The sequence below is a fragment of the Legionella santicrucis genome (genome assembly GCF_001468135.1).
Taxonomy (GTDB): domain Bacteria; phylum Pseudomonadota; class Gammaproteobacteria; order Legionellales; family Legionellaceae; genus Legionella; species Legionella santicrucis.
Genome location: NZ_LNYU01000085.1, coordinates 104,219 through 124,006, shown reverse-complemented (window position 1 = coordinate 124,006; position 19,788 = coordinate 104,219). Strand labels below are relative to the sequence as shown.

The following is a 19,788-nucleotide window of genomic DNA, read 5'->3' as shown; positions in this document are numbered from 1 at the left end:
AATGATAAGTCATCCTAATCATTCTTTGAGTTTGCTATTTATGTTGCAACAATATAAAACCCAAGGCGGTGTTGAGATTGAGTGTACTCAACAAAGCTTAGATTACGCCCAAGGTATAGGAAATCTTCTTGAACACTTAGATACGCAACGAGGCGCTTTATTTGCTTCAAGTTTTGAATATCCTGGACGTTATACTTGTTGGGATATAGGTTTTTATAACCCTCCCTTGGCTCTTGTATGTCGAAAAAATTTGGTGCAAATCGATGCATTGAATCAACGGGGTCATGTATTGTTGGCTTTTATTAGTCCTTTGTTGGAAAAAGAAAGCTCTTTGGAACTCGTGACGCAAAATGATTCTTCCCTTCAAATTAAAATTAAAACCTCTGAGCAGGTGTTTCGTGAAGAAGAGCGCAGTCATCAACCCTCTGTTTTTACAGTTATTCGTTTACTATTGGCTTTTTTTAAAATGGAAAATGAATCTTATTTGGGATTATATGGATCTTTGGGTTTTGATTTAATTTTTCAATTTGAAGACTTGCAAAAACATAAAGAGCGAGAGTTATCGCAACGAGATATGGTTCTTTATTTTCCTGATGAAATTTTTGTTGTCAATCATCAAAAAGAAGAGGCCTTTGTACGTCGTTATGAGTTTCAATTTCAAAACTTATCTACTCAGTCCTTAGCCAGAGAAGGGAGGGCTGTAGCGTATGAAGCCCTTCATAAACCCGAAAAAACTTGTGATCATTTGCCTGGAGAATACGCAAAAATAGTTAATATTGCTAAAAGTCGTTTTGCTTGTGGTGATTTATTTGAAGTAGTGCCAAGTCAAACTTTTTATACCCATTACACAGAGTTGCCTTCTACTTTATTCAAACAAATGAAGCAATTAAATCCTTCTCCTTATGGTTTTTTTATTAATTTAGGCGAAGGAGAGTATTTAGTTGGTGCTTCTCCAGAAATGTATGTGCGTGTGCAAGGAAGAAGAGTGGAAACATGCCCTATTTCTGGAACCATTAAGCGTGGTGCTGATGCGATTGAAGACGCTCAGAATATTCAGGCCTTACTCGATTCAAAAAAAGAAGAATCTGAATTGACGATGTGCACCGATGTGGATAGAAATGATAAGTCGCGGATTTGTGAGGCAGGTTCAGTGAGGGTCATTGGACGAAGACAAATTGAAATGTATTCTCGGCTCATTCATACTGTAGATCATGTGGAAGGGGTTTTAAGACAAGGTTTTGATGCTGTTGATGCTTTTTTAACTCATATGTGGGTGGTAACGGTTACAGGTGCACCTAAAATTTGGGCGCTTAATTTTATTGAAGAACATGAAAAATCACCACGCAAATGGTACGCGGGGGCGGTGGGATGGTTTGGTTTTGATGGCAACTTAAATACAGGCTTGGTATTACGAACCGTTCGCATTGAAAAAGGAATTGCAGAAATTCGTGTAGGTGCTACTTTGCTTTATGATTCAGTACCTGAAGCCGAGGAACAAGAAACTCGTTTGAAGGCATCCGCTTTTTTAGATATCTTGCAAAAAAAAGGAATCAGTTCACAAGGTAAACCTTCTTTACCTTTAACGGGAAAAGGTAAGCGTGTTTTGCTTATTGATCATCAAGATTCTTTTGTTCATACTTTGGCAAATTACATTCGTCAAACGGGAGCTGAAGTAAGTACCATTCGGTTTGATAAGGCCTTACACTATTTACAAGAGCAAAAATATGACCTTGTTGTTTTGTCTCCTGGCCCAGGTAAACCCTGTGATTTTCATGTTTCAGAAACAATAGCCGCAGTAATTTCTCGAGGTATTCCTTTATTTGGTGTTTGTTTAGGCTTACAAGGTATTGTTGAACACTTTGGCGGTATTTTAGATGTACTTGATTATCCTATGCATGGTAAACCTTCAATCGTTAAGGTGACACATGCTACTCGTTTATTTTCTGGTTTAGGTGAGCGTTTCAAAGCGGGTAGGTATCACTCACTTTATGCACGTTTAAAAACTATGCCTGAAGTGTTGAATGTTACGGCAGTAAGTGATGATGGTATTGTGATGGCAGTTTCTCATCAGAGTTTGCCAATTCATGCAGTGCAGTTCCATCCTGAAACAATATTATCTTTAGTAAACCAAGCAGGAATAAAAATTATAACAAATTTGATGGGGATGATTTAGAAGGATGCGCAATAAAATATTGATACTCTATATTGTATCTGTTGTATTGGGTATTGTCGTTGGTTTAGTGGGATCAACTTTTCGTTTATCCATCGATGTATTGAGTGCATTATTAGATAACTTTTATCATTTTCTAAGTCTCAATGGATGGCCATCAGGACTTATTTCTGGATTAGTCTCTATGATTATGGTTTATGCTGCTTATCTTGCAGTGAAACATTTTTCCCCCGAGGCCTCAGGAAGTGGAGTTCCAGAAATAGAAGGAGCATTACTCCACGTAAGACCTATATTTTGGCGACGTTTATTACCTGTAAAATTCTTTTTTGGTATTTTAGCACTTGGTGCAAAAATGATTTTAGGTCGAGAAGGACCTACTATTCATATTGGTGGTAATTTAGGAGAAATGCTTGGTAGTTTATTTAATTTGGCTCGACGTAGAAAAGATAGTTTGATTGCAGCAGGAGCTGCTGCGGGTTTGGCTGTTGCGTTTAATGCTCCGTTAGCAGGAGTAATTTTTGTTATGGAAGAAATGCGTAACCAATTTAACTATTCTTTCACAAGTTTTAGTATGGTGGTTATTTGTTGTATTACAGCCACAGTAATTTTAGATTTTATGATTGGACCACAGCCAACTATTCCAATGAATGTTTTCGAATTTCCACAACTTGATGCTTTATGGTTATTCGCTTTATTTGGTATTGTGGTTGGTTTGCTAGGACTTTTGTTTAATCTTTCTTTAATAAAGACTCTAAAACTTTTAGATAAATTAACCTCAAGACAGAAATCATATTATGTTTTAATTGTTGGGTTTTTAGTTGGTTTTTTGGCAGTACATCATCCTGCATCAGTGGGTGGTGGAATGGACATTATTCATCAGGCAATAACATTATCCCCCAGTTTTGGTCTTTTGTGTTTTTTATTGATTGTCCGATTTATAGGTATGATGGCTTGTTATGGGACTGCTGTACCAGGAGGAATTTTTGCCCCCATCCTTTCTTTGGGTACACTTCTTGGATTAGCGATGTTTCGTATATTAGAGTTTATGCACATTGATTTTTTAACTCAACCAGGTATGTTTGCTATCGCAGGAATGGCCGCACTTTTTGCTGCATCGACTCGTTCGCCTATCACTGGGGCAGTATTAGTAGTTGAAATGACTCATAATTATTATCTCATATTTCCTGTAATGATGGCGTGTATTACTGCAACAATTGTGCTGCAGCTTGCTCCCAATGGCCCAATCTATGAGCAGTTACTGTATCGGACTCTTGCAAATAAAAAGTTAAGATAGCATCTGTTTAAGGAGCTGCGATAATTTTAATTTATAAGCACAATAATTTTACCAAAGTGGGTGCTTGATTGCATGTGTTGATGAGCTTCCTCAATTTGTTCCAGATTAAATTTAGAATCAATAATTGGGGTGAGTTGTTTTAATTTGAGAGGTTCAAACCACATTTTATGGGCATCATTCCACAGTTTTGTTTTTTCTTCGATACTTTGAGCACGAAGCACAAACCCAATAATTTTCAGTCTCTTACGCATAATCAGTGCAAGATTGCATTCAACAGTACTGCCTTTAAGACAAGCAATCTGAATTAATTTACCTTGGGGTTTGAGCAGATGCAGATGCTTATTAAAATAATCGCCGCCAATAAAATCAATGACTAAATCAAGACTGTGATCGGCAATTAAATCTTCGAAATCGTGTTTATTATAGTTGATGACTTGATTTGCACCTAATGTGACTGCTTTTTCTACTTTGTCATCAGTTCCTACAGTCGTGATTATATTTCCATGAGCAAGTTTTGCCATTTGAATTGCGAGTGAGGCAATACCACTTCCTGCTCCATGAATAAGTAAATTTTGTCCAGATTGAAAATTTCCTAGATCAAATAGGGTGGCATAAGCGGTTGTTAAGGCTTCAGGAAGGGCAGCGGCGAGTGTGTAATCCCAATTCTCAGGAATGTGTTGTGCAAGCGAGGCTTCCACAGGACAAAACTCAGCATATGCCCCACTACCTACTAAGCCATAGATTTTATCCCCAGGTTTGAATTGGCTCACTTTTGCGCCTACATCGATTACATCTCCGGCTAATTCCAAGCCAGGAATTTCAGATTCTCCAGGAGGAGGCGGGTATTTTCCATATCGTTGCATAATATCAGCTCGATTCAGAGCGGTTGCTTGAACTCGCACCAGAATTTGTGAGTCGCTGTATTTAGGTACGATGCTATTTTCAATAATTAAACGATTGTGTGACCCAGGATTTTCTATGTGTACGTAGCGCATATGTTCCTTTTTATTATAACCCGGGTGCAGTGAAGCGAATTCCGGGAGTTCTATGCCAATTAAGCCTAGGTTTTGTGTGCTACACCTAGGTGACGAGTTATTTATTAGCTTGTAAATTGTATTAATTTACTGGCGCTGTTTCTATTTTATTATCTCCGCAAAAATGAGCAGGTTTTTGATGTTCCAATTCTCGCATAGTGTGTCTTGCTGTGCGTCGGTGTTCGAAAATCAACCCATTTTGATTAGGGCCAGCGAAATGTAAACAGCCCCTACTTTACTTCAATAACTATCCCTATATAATGCTTGCACCTACCCTTTTATTTGTTGGGCAATGGCTAAATTCAATCATCAACGTCTTTATGCTTGGTTTTTTATAATTCCTCAACTGATTGTAACCCTGATGTTTTTTATTTGGCCTGCATGCAATGCATTACTGCACTCTTTTTTTTATACGGATGCTTTTGGCCTACACAAACGATTCGCAGGTCTTGCCAATTTTTTAGATCTTTTTCGAGATCCAAGTTACAGCAAAGCAATTGGGGTTACGTTTAGTATCGCTTTTAGTGTCACTTTTCTTACTATGAGTTTAGGTCTTTTTATTGCCATATTAGTGAATAATCGAGGTAAGACGCAAGGGGTTTATAAATCTTTGTTAATTTGGCCTTATGCTGTTGCTCCAGCAGTTGCTGCAATTTTATGGCGTTTTTTATGTCACCCTACCTTGGGTTGGGTGACTCATTTTTTACAATCAATGGGAATAAATTTTGATTATATCAATCACGTAAACCAGGCGCTTTTAGTAGTTATAATTACAGCGAGCTGGCAGCAATTTAGTTATAATTTTTTATTTTATTTTGCAGCCCTAAAAGCGATACCGTCATCATTAGTTGATGCAGCAATTATTGATGGTGCTTCTGTATGGCAACGCTTCTGGCAGATTATTTTTCCGCTTTTATCGCCAACAACATTTTTTCTACTCATTATGAACTTAATGTATGGTTTTTTTGAGACTTTTGGCATTATTCAAGTGATGACTCATGGTGGTCCTGGTAATAGTACGACTAATTTAATTTATAAAGTATATCAAGACGGATTTGAAGGAATGGATTTGGGAAGTTCATCTGCACAGTCGGTACTACTAATGGTTATTGTCATCATTATTTCTTTACTGCAATTCAAATACCTTGAAAAGAAGGTTCATTACGCATGAAACGTTACTTCGCATGTGTTTTATCTCATGGATTTTTATGTATTTTTGTTCTTTTAATGTTATTGCCTGTGTATTTGGCACTTGTAGCTGCCAGTAATGACGGCAGTATCATGATGCAATCTCATATTCCTATGGTTCCTGGGTCTTTATTATTTAAAAATCTAAAGGCAGTAATGACCGAAGGTCTATCCGTTACAGGGGGGGAACCAATTACCTTCATGTTGCTTAATAGCTTATCTATGGCTTTAGCTATTGCTTTTGGCAAAATTATTTTTGCTTTGGGGTCTGCGTTTGCTTTGGTTTATTTTGATTTTCCCTTTAAAAAACTTTGTTTTGCATTAATCTTTACAACAATGATGTTACCCATTGAGGTCAGGATAGTACCAACATTCCAGGTAGTGGCTTCTTTTGGATTGTTAAATTCATTTACAGGATTAACTTTGCCCTTATTCGTTTCTGCAACAGGTACATTTTTATTTCGTCAATTTTTTAAAACCATCCCTTCTGAACTAGTTGATGCGGCAAAATTGGATGGAGCAGGGGCGATGCGTTTCTTTTTTGATATTGTTTTACCTTTATCCAAAACTCAAATCGCATCCTTATTTGTGATTTTATTTGTGTATGGTTGGAATCAATATCTTTGGCCATTAGTGATTACTACAGAAACGAAAATGGCTACTGTAGTCATGGGTATTCGTTATCTTGCTGGAGTAGCAGACCAAATTCCTCAATGGCATTATATTATGGCTATTGCATTAATTGCTTTAATTCCACCATGTTTGGTTGTGATATTGATGCAACGCTGGTTTGAAAAAGGGTTAAAATAAATATGGCAACAGTCAATTTGATTGAGGTATCAAAACGTGTTGGACAAACAACTATCTTAAATCACGTCAATGCAAGTATTAAGAAAGGTGAATTTATGGCAATTGTTGGTCCTTCCGGATGTGGAAAAACAACCTTACTGCGTTTAATTGCTGGTTTAGATGATGTAAGCTTCGGAAAAATATTAATTAATAATCAATGTGTTAATGAAATACCTGCTGCTAAACGAGATATGGCTATGGTTTTTCAAAATTATGCACTTTATCCGCATATGACTGTATTCGAAAATATGGCTTATGGGTTAAAAATGAGAGGATTTAAGAAAACAGAGATTCAAAAAAGGGTTATCGAAGCAGCTCAATTATTGCATTTAACTTCTTATTTAGATCGTAAACCACAAGCACTCTCTGGAGGGCAAAAACAAAGGGTTGCGATGGGACGTGCGATGGTTCGATCTCCTGCTGTTTTTTTATTTGATGAACCTTTATCTAATTTGGATGCAAAATTGCGCACTGAAATGCGACATGAAATTCGGCGGTTACATCAACAGTTAAATACAACGAGTTTATATGTGACGCATGATCAAACTGAGGCTATGACTATGGCTGAACGGGTGATGGTGCTCAATCAAGGACTCGTTGAGCAAATAGGAACACCACAGGAGTTGTATCAAAATCCTGCAACATTGTTTGTAGCAGGATTTACAGGCCATTATCCTATGAATATTGTACCTGGTTGTTATGATAAGAACAGTCATTGCGTACAAACAGAACTAGGATTGAGTGTTCCTGTTCCAGATTTAGCTTCGAATTTGCAAGATAAAGAAGAGGTTATTTTAGCGATTCGTGCGGAACATGTATTACTTTGCTCGGAAAAAAAACCACAAGCCATATCAATCCAGACTGAGTTTGTGGATGATATGGGCGCTGATAAATTAATAAGAGCTAAAGCGAATAAAAATGGATTGATTTTGAATTTACGCATTACAGCAGATCAATCTCTTCCTAGTGGACAATTGCATGTGGAGCTACCTAAAATAAAGATACATCTATTTCAGCATCAATCGGGAAAACGAATTGGAGATGTAGTATGAGTAAAGAAAAAAACAAATTAAAATCAATTGATACGCCTAATTATCGTTATTGGTCTGCATTGTATATGTCTTTTTACTCTAGACTTCTTTATGTTGATGTAGGAAAGCGTTGGCGAGGACTAGGTCTTCTTTATCTTTTATTGGCTATCGCTTTATTCTCAATTCCATTTGTTATAAGAATGGATTTAAGTTTCAATAACTCTTTTAAGGAACAGCTTATTAAGCCTTTAGAAGAAATCCCGGTTTTTTATATACAGGATGGAAATGTTGTTTTTGACAAACCTATGCCTTATTTAGTAAAAAATGACAAAGGACAAGTGAATATTATTATTGATACTACAGGACAAGTTAATGACTTTTCTAAATATCCTTCGCTTGCTATTTTGGTCAATAAAAATAAAATTTCTTTAAAAATACCCAACTTACAATTATTTAATATGCCTCAAGCTCAATTTAGCAATGGCCCTCCGATGGTGCAAAAGTTTAATAAAGAAGATAATGCTGTGTTTGATGGTAAAGTCATTGCAAAAGAAAAGACCATAACTAATATGAAATATTTTGCACAAATATTGATGTATCCCATGATTGTTGCGATATTTTTTTCAATGTTTATTACGGTTTTTTTAGTATTTGGATTTTTAGGGCAAGTTTTTTCTAGTGTATTCTTTTCTTTTAGTGTTACCTTCAAGCAATCTTGTCGGCTTTTAATTGTTGCAGGAACACCAATGTTGTTATTAACGATGCTTTTATTAACATCTAATTATATATTCCTTGGCTCGGGATTCATTTTATTATTTTTGCTTATTGGATATTTCAGTTATGCTCTATATGCCTTGCGTGCGGAGAGCAAGAAAGTTGTCAAGACATGATTGAGTTAAAATGGTTCCACAAGAATAATTGTTGCGTTTTAGAGGAACAGTAACTTAACGTCGGTTATAGATAAGCGATCGACTTATGTCTCGGTTCGTAGTAAAACCATGCTCTCTTATCCGTTAGAGAGTTTGCGTTGAACTAAGAATAAGGGTGACTTTATGAAAGAGTTGATTCATTTTGCTCATGGAAATGGCTTCCCAGCTTTATGTTATAAGCAAATGCTGGATTGTCTAGAGAATCAATTTGATTATTGCTATATAGATAGAATTGGACACAATCCATTATTTCCAGTCAGTGAAAATTGGTACAATCTGGTACTGGAAGTTATTGCTAGTGTTAAAGCACAGTCCACTCGCCCTGTGATTGCAGTTGGCCATTCTTTAGGTGGTGTTTTAAGCTTATTAGCTGCGATAGAACAACCCGAATTATTTAAAGCAGTAATTATGTTAGACTCACCACTAATTGGTACTTTTAAATCAAGTATGGTTCGTCTTGCAAAAGCGTTGGGGATTATTGATCGGATAACACCAGCACATAGAACTCGAGGACGTCGTATGTACTGGAAAGATCATGAACAATTAATTAGCTATTTAAAAACAAGAGACTTATTTAAAACGTTTACTGATGATTGTTTAAATGATTATATTAGTTATGGACTGGAACATACGGACGATGGCTATTATTTACGCTTCGACAGACATATTGAATATCAAATTTATCGTACGATTCCTCATGTCATTCCTAATTTTGAAGGCAAGTTATTCATTCCAACAGCATTAATTTATGGTGACAAAAGTACTGTGGTTGGTAAAATGGATGTGCGTTACATGAAAAAATATTTCAATGTAATCAGCCATAGGATTCAAGGGACTCATTTGTTTCCTATGGAGTATCCTGAATTGGCGGCAAAGCAAATTATAAAAATTGTTTCTTGTTTTAATAGACCTTTACATGTGCCAAATAAAATCAGTTTGGTATAAAAGCAGCATGTTATTTTTATATCAAACGTTACATTCATTAAGGAGAATACTGTGCTACATGCTATTTTAGTGCTCATAATCATTGGAGCAGCAGGAATTTTACTCACGAGACAGGCAGCCATTTCGGTTTGGGCTATTAGTTTTGCTCTATTTAGTGCCCTTATTTTCTCCTATGGTTCTCCAAGTTTATTCACTAAAATTGTTCTTGTTCTCATTGAACTCATTTTAATTGTCAGTTCTATAAAGCCTTTAAGAAGAGAATTATTATCTAAGTATTTTTTTAGAACAGTCAGCAAAGCAATGCCTTCTATGTCTGCAACAGAAAGGGAGGCTCTAGAAGCCGGTACCGTGAGTTGGGAGGGTGATTTGTTTAGTGGTACTCCTAATTTTTCGTCACTTAGAAATGCTCCAATTGTGCATTTGACTGATGAGGAGCAAGCATTTCTTGATGGGCCTGTGAATACTTTATGTTCCATGATTGATGATTGGAATATAACACATAATCTTACCGATTTACCTCCTGAAATTTGGCAATTTATTAAAGAAAATCGTTTTTTAGGTATGATCATTCCTAAGAGTTATGGTGGTCTTGAGTTTTCTGCCACAGCACAAATGTCAGTTTTAGTAAAAATCTATGGGCGTTCGATCACTGCAGCGACAACTATTTCTGTTCCTAACTCGCTGGGTCCAGGTGAGCTGTTACTTAAATATGGAACCGACGAACAAAAAAATTATTATTTACCGCGCTTGGCTGATGGACGAGAAATTCCATGTTTTGCTTTGACTGGCCCTAATGCAGGCTCAGATGCAGCATCGATTCCAGATAAAGGGGTTGTTTGTCATCAGGAATTGAATGGTCAAAAAGTATTGGGAATACGCTTAAATTGGGATAAGCGTTATATTACTTTATGTCCAGTAGCTACAGTAATAGGTTTAGCTTTTCGATTATTCGATCCTGAAAACTTGTTAGGCCGTGGTGAAGATGTGGGAATTAGTTGTGCATTAATACCAGCAAATACACCAGGAATTACTAAAGGACGCAGGCACTTTCCATTAAATACCGGGTTTTTAAATGGACCAACTCAAGGTAAAGATGTATTCATACCTATGGATTACCTAATTGGTGGCGCAACTATGGCAGGATGTGGTTGGCGTATGCTTATGGAGTGTTTAAGTGCCGGAAGAGCAATATCCTTGCCTTCAAGTGCTAATGGCGGTGCTCAGGCAGTTGCTTTGGTCTCAGGAGCATATGCACGTATACGGAAACAATTTAATCAACCTATAGGAAAATTTGAAGGAATCGAAGAACCTTTAGCGCGCATTGCCGCGAATACTTATATTATTGATGCTGCATTAACAATGGCTGCCGCAGCGATTGATCATGGAGCTAAGCCATCTGTAGCTGGAGCTATATTAAAATATCATACAACCGAGCGCGCAAGACAGGTTGCATTCGATGCTATGGACATTCATGGTGGTAAAGGAATTTGTCTTGGTCCTAATAATTATTTAGGTCGAGGTTATCAAGGATCTCCTATAGGGATTACTGTTGAAGGTGCAAATATATTAACTCGTAGTTTAATTATTTTTGGTCAGGGCGCGATACGCTGCCATCCTTATGTGTATCATGAGCTTGAAAGTATTAGAAATAATAATCTCGTTGATTTTGATCAGGCTTTTTTTGCACATGCAGGTTTTTTCCTGGCTAATTTTACTAAGTCTATTATTTTTGGCTGGACGGATGCTTATTTATCCAAAGCACCTGTAAGTAGTGCAAAGCGATATTATCAATTAGTCCATAGGTACAGTACTCATTTGGCGTTTCTTGCGGATTTTTCAATGACCGTTTTAGGTGGAGCATTAAAACGTAAAGAAAAATTATCTTCGCGTCTTGGTGATATGCTTAGTAATTTGTATCTTGCTTCTGCTGTTTTGAAACGCTTTCATGAGGATGGAGAACCGGAAGCTGATTTTCCTTTGGTTGAATGGAGTTGTCAGCAATTATTGTATGATTGTGAGACAGCAATGCAAGGAGTGATTGTTAATTTTCCTGCGCGTTGGGCAAGAGTTATTTTACGATTGATTATCAAACCATTAGGTAATCGTAGAAATAAACCCGATGATCAATTAGGTCATAAGTTAGCGCGAATTTTAATAGAGCCCAATGAAACCCGGTCGCGTTTAACTCGTTTAGTTTATAAAAAATCAGGGGAGAATTGTCCCTTAGGCCGTACGGAGGAAGCATTCCTTAAAATTTGTGCTGCAGAAGAGTTAGAAAGAAAAGTAATGCGTGCGGTCAAAGAAAATGTTTTAAAATCACTTACCTTGCTTGAACAGATCGATGAGGCTTTGACTTGTGGTTTACTCAGTGATAAAGAAGCAAAACAATTAAAAGAAGCTGAATTGGCCCGCCAAGAAGTAATCAAAGTAGACGATTTTAATGATGAAGATCTTCGTCGGCCTATACCAACAAAATCAGTAAAAAGTAAAAAGATTAAGGATGGCATAGAGTCAGAAATAATTTAAGCTACTTTTGCCTGACTTGTTAAAGTGACAGAAAATTTTTTGTAGATTTTCTAAGGTGTGTTAGCGATTGTAACACACCTTAATCCTTCCCACTTATATCCTTTCATAACTATCAAACTGTTTAATCCTCTTGAGAAAACAATTCATCAATAAATGAGGTAATTATGACTAAATTTACAAGAGCCATGGGCACTTATTGGGTGATGTAATTATAAAATTTCCCTGTTATTGTGCCCATCATTATCCATTTCCAGCTTGAGTTTTCGGCAAGTGTAATACGGAAAATCAATTTCGTACCGATAATTAGGATATCTAAGTTCATGCTTGATGTTATGGGGGTAACGATGCCTAAAGACCATTCTCGAATTATATCCAGAAAATCAACGTTTAGAGACGGTGATGCTTCAAAACAAATATGGCACTACAGTATTTCATGATGCTGCTAGGAATGCTGAAAGCTTAAAGACTATTCTAGCGTTATTGCCGAAAAATCAACGTCTAGAGGTGGTGATGGTTCAAGACAAAGATGGTACTACAGTACTTGATCGTGCTGCTAGGAATGCTGAAAGCTTAAAGATTATTCTCGAATTATTACCAGTAAATCAGCGCTTAGAGGTGGTGATGACTCAAGACAAAGATGACAATACAGTGCTGCATTATGTTGCTTCTAGCCCTGCAATACAGAAAATAATTCGGGAGTTATTGCCTGCAAAAACGGATTATAATAGTGAAAATATGCAGCCAACTGTATTGTCTTCAAATAAGAATATTTCAAGAGCATCCCAAAATAGGCACTCATTTTTCTTGACTGCTAAAGAAAATAATACTGACAAAGATGTGCTGCATAACCCAGCTCCTATCAAGGAAATAGATTCTTTATCCGAAGCTTGTGTGAATTTAAGCTATAATTAATGGATAAAGGATAGATCAGTCTCGAGTCATGTTGCTTCAGGAGGATAGCATGGAAAAGAGATCAACAAAAAGCACTACCATGCTAGCCATTCTCCTAGGTTGTTTTATCTATTGTGTATCCACTTTTATTTTTGCAGATCCTCCCTCTCAAGTAGCAAGGCTTAGTTATATTAATGGAACGGTAAGCTTTTTGCCTGCCGGAGAAACTCAATGGGTAGATGCGACACTGAATCGGCCTTTAGTTATAAATGATCAAATATGGTCTGATCCCAGTTCACGAGTTGAAATGCAGCTTCCCGGGGCTGATATACGTATAGGAAATAACAGTGATCTAAAAATCTTAAATCTTGATAACGATATAGCACAATTTCAAATGACACAGGGGAGCCTAGTATTAATCATTAAGAGGGTAAACTCTGATGTTTATGAAGTTGATACCCCAAATTTGGCTTTTACTATTAGTGAGCCAGGGTACTATCGTTTCGATGTGTCGGCTGAAAATAATACTACTGTAGTTAGTGTACGTGTAGGAGAGGGAATGGCTTATGGAGAAAGTACATCTAATGTTATTAATGCCGGTCAATCGTGTCGTGCTACAGGAACAGATTTAGATAATTATCAATGTAATGAAACAAGCGCACCCGATGATTTTGATGCCTGGAGTTTAGAACGTGATAAAAATTTAAATGCACATGCTACTCAATATGTATCACCAGATACTATAGGATATGAAGATCTAGGTAGCTATGGTACATGGATGGAAGATGATCAATATGGTCAAGTTTGGTTGCCTAATAATATTGAGCCGGATTGGGCTCCTTATCAAAATGGACAGTGGGTTTGGCTGAGTGAGTGGGGGTGGACTTGGGTGGATAGTCAGCCTTGGGGGTTTGCACCTTTTCACTATGGAAGATGGGCTTTTATTAAGAGTCATTGGTGTTGGATTCCAGGCCCAGTTGATGTGCGACCTATATATGCTCCGGCATTAACTGTATTCATTGGTGGTGATAACTCACAGCTAATAATTAATGGCGGTGGTTATGGTATTGCATGGTTCCCACTTGCTCCTGGGGAGATATACATTCCTCCTTATTATGTGAGTAAACAATATTTTACGGCACTAAATATAAGCAACACTGAGGTTAATGTTGCTTATATTAACAATATCTACACTCATAAGAACATGAAAATTAATTATAAAAATGTTCAGATGGCAAATGCAGTGACTGTAGTGCCTATTGCAGATTTTACTAATTCTATGATGGTGAACAACAAGAGTACTCTTGTTTCCAAGCAAGTGCTACTTAGTGCTCCAAAAAACTATACCGCATCTGTGGTGCCTAAGCCTGTTAGTGTCTTTGGTGGTAAAAAATTTACAGGAACAATACCGCCTGAAAAAATTACATCAAAATTAGTCGTGATGAAGACAAAACCATCGGCACCTACACCTTCTTTTAAAGAAGGGCAACAGCTTCTTTTAAAAAATGGGAATAATCCTTGGAGTCCTTTGCAAATTCATAAAATAAATACTAAAAAAAGTATTAACGATGTCTTTCAACCCGTTGCGCCAAAAACTAAAAAAAATATCAACGATATATTTCAACCCGTTGCGCCTAAAAATACAAAAAATATCAACGATATATTTCAACCCGTTGCGCCTAAAAATACAAAAAATATCAATGATATATTTCAACCTGTTGAACCTAAAAATACAAAAAATATCAACAATATGTATCAAAAAGTTGAGCCAAATAATCCTATTCAACAAACACCACCTATCATAAAACAAACGCCACCAGTGGTTGTCCATCCTTTACCCGGTGCTCCTCAAGTCCCAAGTGTATCACCTAAACCTAAAGTGGTACCGAGTACCAATGTGACTCCAACGCCTGCTACTCAGCCAGGTTCCAATATTTATCACCATCAACAAGGGAATCCTAAGCCTAATGTTCAGCCTGAGGTAATCCAAACGGCGCCTACTACTCAACCAGGTTCCAATATTTATCACCAACAACAAGGGAGTCCTCAACCTAATGTACAGCCTGGGGCAATTCAAACGACACCTACTACTCAACCCGGTTCCAATATTTATCACCAACAACAAGGGAATCCTCAACCTAATGTACAGCCTGGGGCAATCCAAACGACACCTACCACTCAGCCAGGTTCCAATATTTATCACCAACAACAAGGGAATCCCAAGCCTAATGTTCAGCCTAATCCATAGGTTTATCCTGAACGTAAAGTGAGCTTCTAACGTCCAATCAGACTTGATGGTTGATTTTTTATCACCTAAGGGTGATTTTTATCCTAATAGCGAGATAACGCTTCTAAAGTTTTATACATTAAAGCGGGTGAGTTTGAAAATTCTTTTGAAGACTCATCAGAATTTTGCGTGATAATTATAAATGGTTGTTATACGCTTTCTAAAGCATCATCTGGCATAGTAATATTTAATTCAAGCACGGAATTATCACCCATACGCTCAAGATTGACACTGACCTGATCACGTGTAACATGAACATATTTGGCAATAACCGCTAGAATTTCTTCTTGAAGTTTTGGTAAATAATCAGGCGTATGTCTTTGTGAGCGCTCATGAGAAATGATTATTTGTAACCGCTCTTTAGCAACTGATGCTGTAGCACTCCGTCTACGCAAATAATTAAAAATACTCATACGGTCACTTCCTCCTTGTTTTTACCGAATAAGCGACGCAATAATCCTTTACGATCATTATTTATAAAGCGCATTGGTTTCTCTTCACCGAGAAAACGAGCAATTGCATCTTGATAAGCAATGCCGGCATCGCTGGTTTCGTCAAGTACTACTGGCGTACCTGTATTTGAAGCTTTAAGAACTGATTTTGATTCAGGGATGACGCCAATTAAGGGAATAGCCAATATTTCCTTTACGTCATTAACGGAAAGCATATCACCACGTTCAACGCGTTCTGGATCATAGCGGGTTAGCAATAAATGTTCTTGAATTGGCGTTGTATTTTCAATGGCTCTTTTTGTTTTGCTGGCAAGTATTCCTAAGATTCGATCAGAGTCACGTACGGAAGAAACTTCTGGGTTAGTTACCACAATTGCATGATCAGCAAAGTACATAGCCATTAATGCACCGGCTTCAATTCCAGCAGGGGAGTCGCAAATGATAAAATCAAAATCTTTAGATAGATCATTAAGTATTTTTTCAACGCCCTCAATAGTCAATGCATCTTTATCTCGAGTTTGAGATGCGGGAAGAATGTAAAGGTTTGCGATACGCTTATCTTTAATTAATGCCTGATTAAGACTGGCTTCACCATTGATTACATTAATAAAATCATAAACAACACGGCGTTCACAACCCATAATGATATCAAGATTTCTTAAACCAATATCGAAATCAATGACAACTGTTTTGTGTCCCAAAAGAGCAAGACCTGAAGAAATAGCGGCAGAAGAAGTAGTTTTTCCTACTCCACCTTTACCTGATGTAATAACAATTATCTTAGCCAACGCTGAACCCATCCTATTTTTTGATTCAACACAATATTTAACCAACAGTGTACACGTTAATCAATAACTAATTCAAGTGCTGTAGGGGAATCAATGGGAAAAAACATTTTCCAATGAATGAAGTTAAGACGATCTTATGATCTTAATGATTTTTGTTAGGGCAACTTACACTTTTGAGTTAGGTGGCGTGTTAAATAATACACAAAATGCATCTAAAATGCACCATAAAATAGTGGAGGATAAATCTATTTACTGTAAATTATCTGTTTAATTTGTCTACTATTTATGGTAAACTATTCGGTTAATTTAACTCCGTAGTGATGAGAATAAAATGGCTCTTTCTATTGTGCAACAATCATTAACCTTTGATGATGTTCTTCTTGTTCCCGCCCATTCTTTAGTGCTTCCTAAAGATGTTTCTTTAAAAACGAAACTAACTCATGGACTTGAGCTAAATATCCCCCTTGTTTCAGCAGCTATGGATACTGTAACTGAGGCACGTTTAGCAATTGCTTTGGCCCAAGAAGGGGGGATTGGCATTATTCATAAGAATATGACAATTATGGCTCAGGCTGATGAAGTTCGAAAAGTGAAAAAATTTGAAAGTGGTATGGTTAGAAATCCAATTACTGTTACTCCTAATATCACTGTTAGAGAATTATTGGATGTAATGGAAAGATATAATTTTTCAGGTGTGCCAGTAGTCGATGGTGAGGATTTAGTGGGTATTGTAACCAGCCGCGATATACGTTTTGAAACGAATTTATCTTTGAATGTTGGACAGGTTATGACTCCTAAAGCGAAACTGGTTACTGTTAAAGAAGGGGCCAGCCGTGAAGAGGTTTTGAGTTTACTGCATAAGCATCGTATCGAGAAATTGCTTGTGGTTAATGATGCTTTTCACTTACGAGGATTGATTACAGTAAAAGACATACAAAAAGCCAAAGAAAATCCTTATGCATGCAAAGATGAAGCAGAACAATTGCGTGTTGGTGCTGCTGTTGGAGTGGGGGAAGGAACAAATGAGCGTGTAGAAGCATTAGTCGAAGCGGGTGTTGATGTTCTTGTTGTCGATACTGCACATGGACACTCCCAAGGTGTGCTTGATCGTGTCAAATGGGTAAAAAAGCACTTCCCTAATGTGCAAGTAATTGGTGGTAATATTGCTACTGCTGCTGCTGCGCGAGATTTGTATGCCGCAGGTGTAGATGCTGTAAAAGTAGGCATAGGTCCTGGTTCTATTTGTACCACAAGGATTGTAACAGGAGTTGGTGTTCCTCAGATTAGTGCCATTGCCAATGTCGCGCAAGAACTTAAAGGAAAAATTCCGATTATTGCTGATGGTGGTATCCGTTTTTCCGGAGATGTTTGCAAAGCACTTGCAGCTGGGGCGGATACTGTAATGTTAGGCAGTATGTTTGCTGGAACAGAGGAATCTCCCGGAGAAATTGAATTATATCAAGGCAGAACATACAAAAGTTATAGAGGAATGGGATCAATTGGTGCGATGGCCTTATCACAAGGCTCAAGTGATCGTTATTTTCAGGATGCGTCATTAGGCTCCGAGAAACTGGTTCCAGAAGGAATTGAAGGACGTGTTCCTTATAAAGGATTAGCTCAAGCGATTATTCATCAATTGTTGGGTGGTTTACGTTCTTGTATGGGTTATACAGGATGTGAAAATATCGAACAATTGCATACTAAGGCTGAGTTTGTGCAAGTGACAAGTGCTGGGATGCGAGAGTCGCATGTTCATGACGTCAATATTACAAAACAAGCACCAAATTATCAGGTGGATAATTAATCATGAAAGATTTAAAACAGCATCCTTTATTAATTCTTGACTTCGGTTCTCAATATACACAACTGATTGCACGACGTGTTCGTGAATTGGGTGTTTATTGTGAAATTCATCCCTTTAATATTGAACAAGTAAAATTTATTGCACTAAATCCATGTGGTGTGATCTTATCTGGAGGCCCTGCAACAGTAACCTATGATATGAATCCGCGTGCACCTGAATGGTTATTTACCACCGGGATACCTATCTTAGGCGTTTGCTATGGAATGCAAACAATGGCAGTGCAATTGGGAGGGGAAGTTCAATCTTCTTCGCTTAGAGAGTTTGGTTATGCAGAATTAAAATTACATGGCCATAGTCAGTTATTTTCGCAAATTGAAGATCGTATCAATTCTGATGGTTGTGCTTTATTAGATGTCTGGATGAGTCATGGTGATAAGGTGACGAAATTACCTCCGGGTTTTAAGATTGTTTGTGAAACACGCAATGCCCCTATTGCTGGAATGGCAGATGAAAGTCGTCAAATGTATGGGGTACAATTTCATCCAGAAGTAACACATACCTTGCAAGGATTGCGTATTTTACATCGTTTTGTGGTGGATATTTGTAAAGCTTCGACTAATTGGACTTCTGATCTTATTATTGATGAGGCAATTAGTAAGATAAGAGCTCAAGTAGGCACAGAGAAAGTCTTACTGGGATTATCGGGTGGTGTGGATTCCTCCGTTGTTGCTGCTTTATTACACAAGGCAATTGGAAAGCAATTGATTTGTGTTTTCGTGGATACAGGGTTATTACGTATTCATGAAGCAGATGAAGTTATGAATATGTTTGGCAAGAACATGGGAATACAGATTATTGCTGTGAAAGCTGAAAATAAGTTTTTAAATGCGTTAAAAGGTATCACCTGTCCCGAAGAAAAACGAAAAATTATTGGCCATACCTTTATTGAGGTATTTGATGAAGAAGCCCATAAAATTCCTGGCGTTTCTTGGCTTGCTCAAGGAACTATTTATCCGGATGTTATAGAATCCGCAGCAACAAATACAAATGGTGCTTCAATGGTTATTAAATCTCACCATAATGTGGGGGGATTACCTGAGACCCTAAATCTGAAATTATTAGAGCCTATACGTGAATTATTTAAAGATGAGGTTCGTAATATAGGTCTGGAGTTAGGTTTGCCGCATGATATGATCTATAGACATCCATTTCCAGGTCCTGGTTTAGGCGTGCGCATTCTTGCTGAAGTGAAAAAGGAATATGCTGATATTTTACGTCAAGCAGATGCCATTTTTATCGATGAACTGAGAAAAGCTGATCTTTATTATAAGGTGAGTCAAGCATTTGCAGTATTTTTGCCTGTTAAAAGCGTGGGCGTGATGGGGGATGGCCGTAAATATGATTATGTCATTTGTCTTCGTGCTGTAGAAACAATTGATTTTATGACGGCACATTGGGCACAGTTACCTTGGGATTTTCTTGGTCGGGTCTCTAATCGTATTATAAATGAAGTAGAGGGTGTATCACGTGTCACTTATGATATCTCAGGTAAACCACCGGCTACTATTGAATGGGAATGATATATATACTGTGCGCACAC

The 19,788-nt window shown here is 37.4% G+C and carries 15 protein-coding genes; 12 read left to right on the top strand and 3 right to left on the bottom strand.

Going from position 1 to position 19,788, the window contains the following annotated elements; genetic code table 11:
* Positions 1–40 precede the first annotated feature (40 nt).
* Both Lsan_RS15965 and clcA read left to right on the top strand, forming a co-directional pair.
* Entirely contained in the window at positions 41–2,173 is a 2,133-nt protein-coding gene (locus Lsan_RS15965) for an anthranilate synthase component I (RefSeq protein WP_058515130.1), read from the top strand.
* 4 nt (positions 2,174–2,177) lie between these two features.
* The gene (gene clcA / locus Lsan_RS15960; protein WP_058515129.1) at positions 2,178–3,464 is read left to right on the top strand and encodes a H(+)/Cl(-) exchange transporter ClcA; all 1,287 of its coding nucleotides are present in this window, start codon (positions 2,178–2,180) and stop codon (positions 3,462–3,464) included.
* 26 nt (positions 3,465–3,490) lie between these two features.
* Here the strand turns inward: clcA and Lsan_RS15955 are convergent, their stop codons facing one another.
* Entirely contained in the window at positions 3,491–4,459 is a 969-nt protein-coding gene (locus Lsan_RS15955) for an NAD(P)H-quinone oxidoreductase (protein ID WP_058515128.1), read from the bottom strand.
* Positions 4,460–4,790: 331 nt separating this feature from the next.
* On the opposite strand from Lsan_RS15955, the gene Lsan_RS15950 reads away from it, so the two are divergent.
* The 8 genes from Lsan_RS15950 to Lsan_RS15915 all read left to right on the top strand — a co-directional run bounded on the left by Lsan_RS15950 (position 4,791) and on the right by Lsan_RS15915 (position 15,105).
* Positions 4,791–5,669, top strand: a complete 879-nt coding sequence (locus Lsan_RS15950; RefSeq protein WP_058515127.1) for an ABC transporter permease subunit — start codon at positions 4,791–4,793, stop codon at positions 5,667–5,669.
* Positions 5,666–6,496, top strand: coding sequence for a sn-glycerol-3-phosphate ABC transporter permease UgpE (ugpE, locus tag Lsan_RS15945; protein WP_058515126.1), 831 nt, complete (start codon positions 5,666–5,668; stop codon positions 6,494–6,496). The genes Lsan_RS15950 and ugpE overlap by 4 nt, the downstream gene beginning before the upstream one ends.
* A 2-nt stretch (positions 6,497–6,498) precedes the next feature.
* Complete coding sequence (locus Lsan_RS15940; protein WP_058515125.1) at positions 6,499–7,587, top strand: ABC transporter ATP-binding protein; 1,089 nt, start codon at positions 6,499–6,501, stop codon at positions 7,585–7,587.
* Positions 7,584–8,456, top strand: coding sequence for a DUF1189 family protein (locus Lsan_RS15935; RefSeq protein ID WP_058515124.1), 873 nt, complete (start codon positions 7,584–7,586; stop codon positions 8,454–8,456). Before Lsan_RS15940 ends, Lsan_RS15935 begins: the two co-directional genes overlap by 4 nt.
* A 162-nt stretch (positions 8,457–8,618) precedes the next feature.
* Entirely contained in the window at positions 8,619–9,440 is an 822-nt protein-coding gene (locus Lsan_RS15930; protein WP_058515123.1) for an alpha/beta fold hydrolase, read from the top strand.
* 51 nt (positions 9,441–9,491) lie between these two features.
* On the top strand, positions 9,492–11,966 hold the full coding sequence (locus Lsan_RS15925; protein WP_058515122.1) for an acyl-CoA dehydrogenase: 2,475 nt from the start codon (positions 9,492–9,494) through the stop codon (positions 11,964–11,966).
* A gap of 399 nt (positions 11,967–12,365) precedes the next feature.
* The gene (locus Lsan_RS15920; protein WP_058515121.1) at positions 12,366–12,878 is read left to right on the top strand and encodes an ankyrin repeat domain-containing protein; all 513 of its coding nucleotides are present in this window, start codon (positions 12,366–12,368) and stop codon (positions 12,876–12,878) included.
* Between the two features lie 49 nt (positions 12,879–12,927).
* Entirely contained in the window at positions 12,928–15,105 is a 2,178-nt protein-coding gene (locus tag Lsan_RS15915) for a DUF6600 domain-containing protein (protein WP_237762164.1), read from the top strand.
* A gap of 188 nt (positions 15,106–15,293) precedes the next feature.
* Here Lsan_RS15915 and minE read toward each other — a convergent pair whose 3' ends face one another.
* Both minE and minD read right to left on the bottom strand, forming a co-directional pair.
* Positions 15,294–15,557: a cell division topological specificity factor MinE gene (gene minE / locus Lsan_RS15910; protein WP_058515120.1), complete on the bottom strand. Its 264-nt coding sequence runs from the start codon at positions 15,555–15,557 to the stop codon at positions 15,294–15,296.
* Entirely contained in the window at positions 15,554–16,384 is an 831-nt protein-coding gene (minD, locus tag Lsan_RS15905) for a septum site-determining protein MinD (protein WP_058515360.1), read from the bottom strand. The genes minE and minD overlap by 4 nt, the downstream gene beginning before the upstream one ends.
* Before the next feature lie 331 nt (positions 16,385–16,715).
* Here minD and guaB point away from each other — a divergent pair, with 331 nt between their 5' ends.
* Both guaB and guaA read left to right on the top strand, forming a co-directional pair.
* Positions 16,716–18,188 carry an IMP dehydrogenase gene (guaB, locus tag Lsan_RS15900; RefSeq protein ID WP_058515119.1) on the top strand — a complete coding sequence of 491 codons (1,473 nt, stop codon included), beginning with the start codon at positions 16,716–16,718 and terminating at the stop codon, positions 18,186–18,188.
* 2 nt (positions 18,189–18,190) lie between these two features.
* A complete protein-coding gene (guaA, locus tag Lsan_RS15895; RefSeq protein ID WP_058515118.1) occupies positions 18,191–19,768 on the top strand; it encodes a glutamine-hydrolyzing GMP synthase in 1,578 nt (525 codons plus the stop codon).
* The last annotated feature ends 20 nt before the right edge of the window (positions 19,769–19,788 follow it).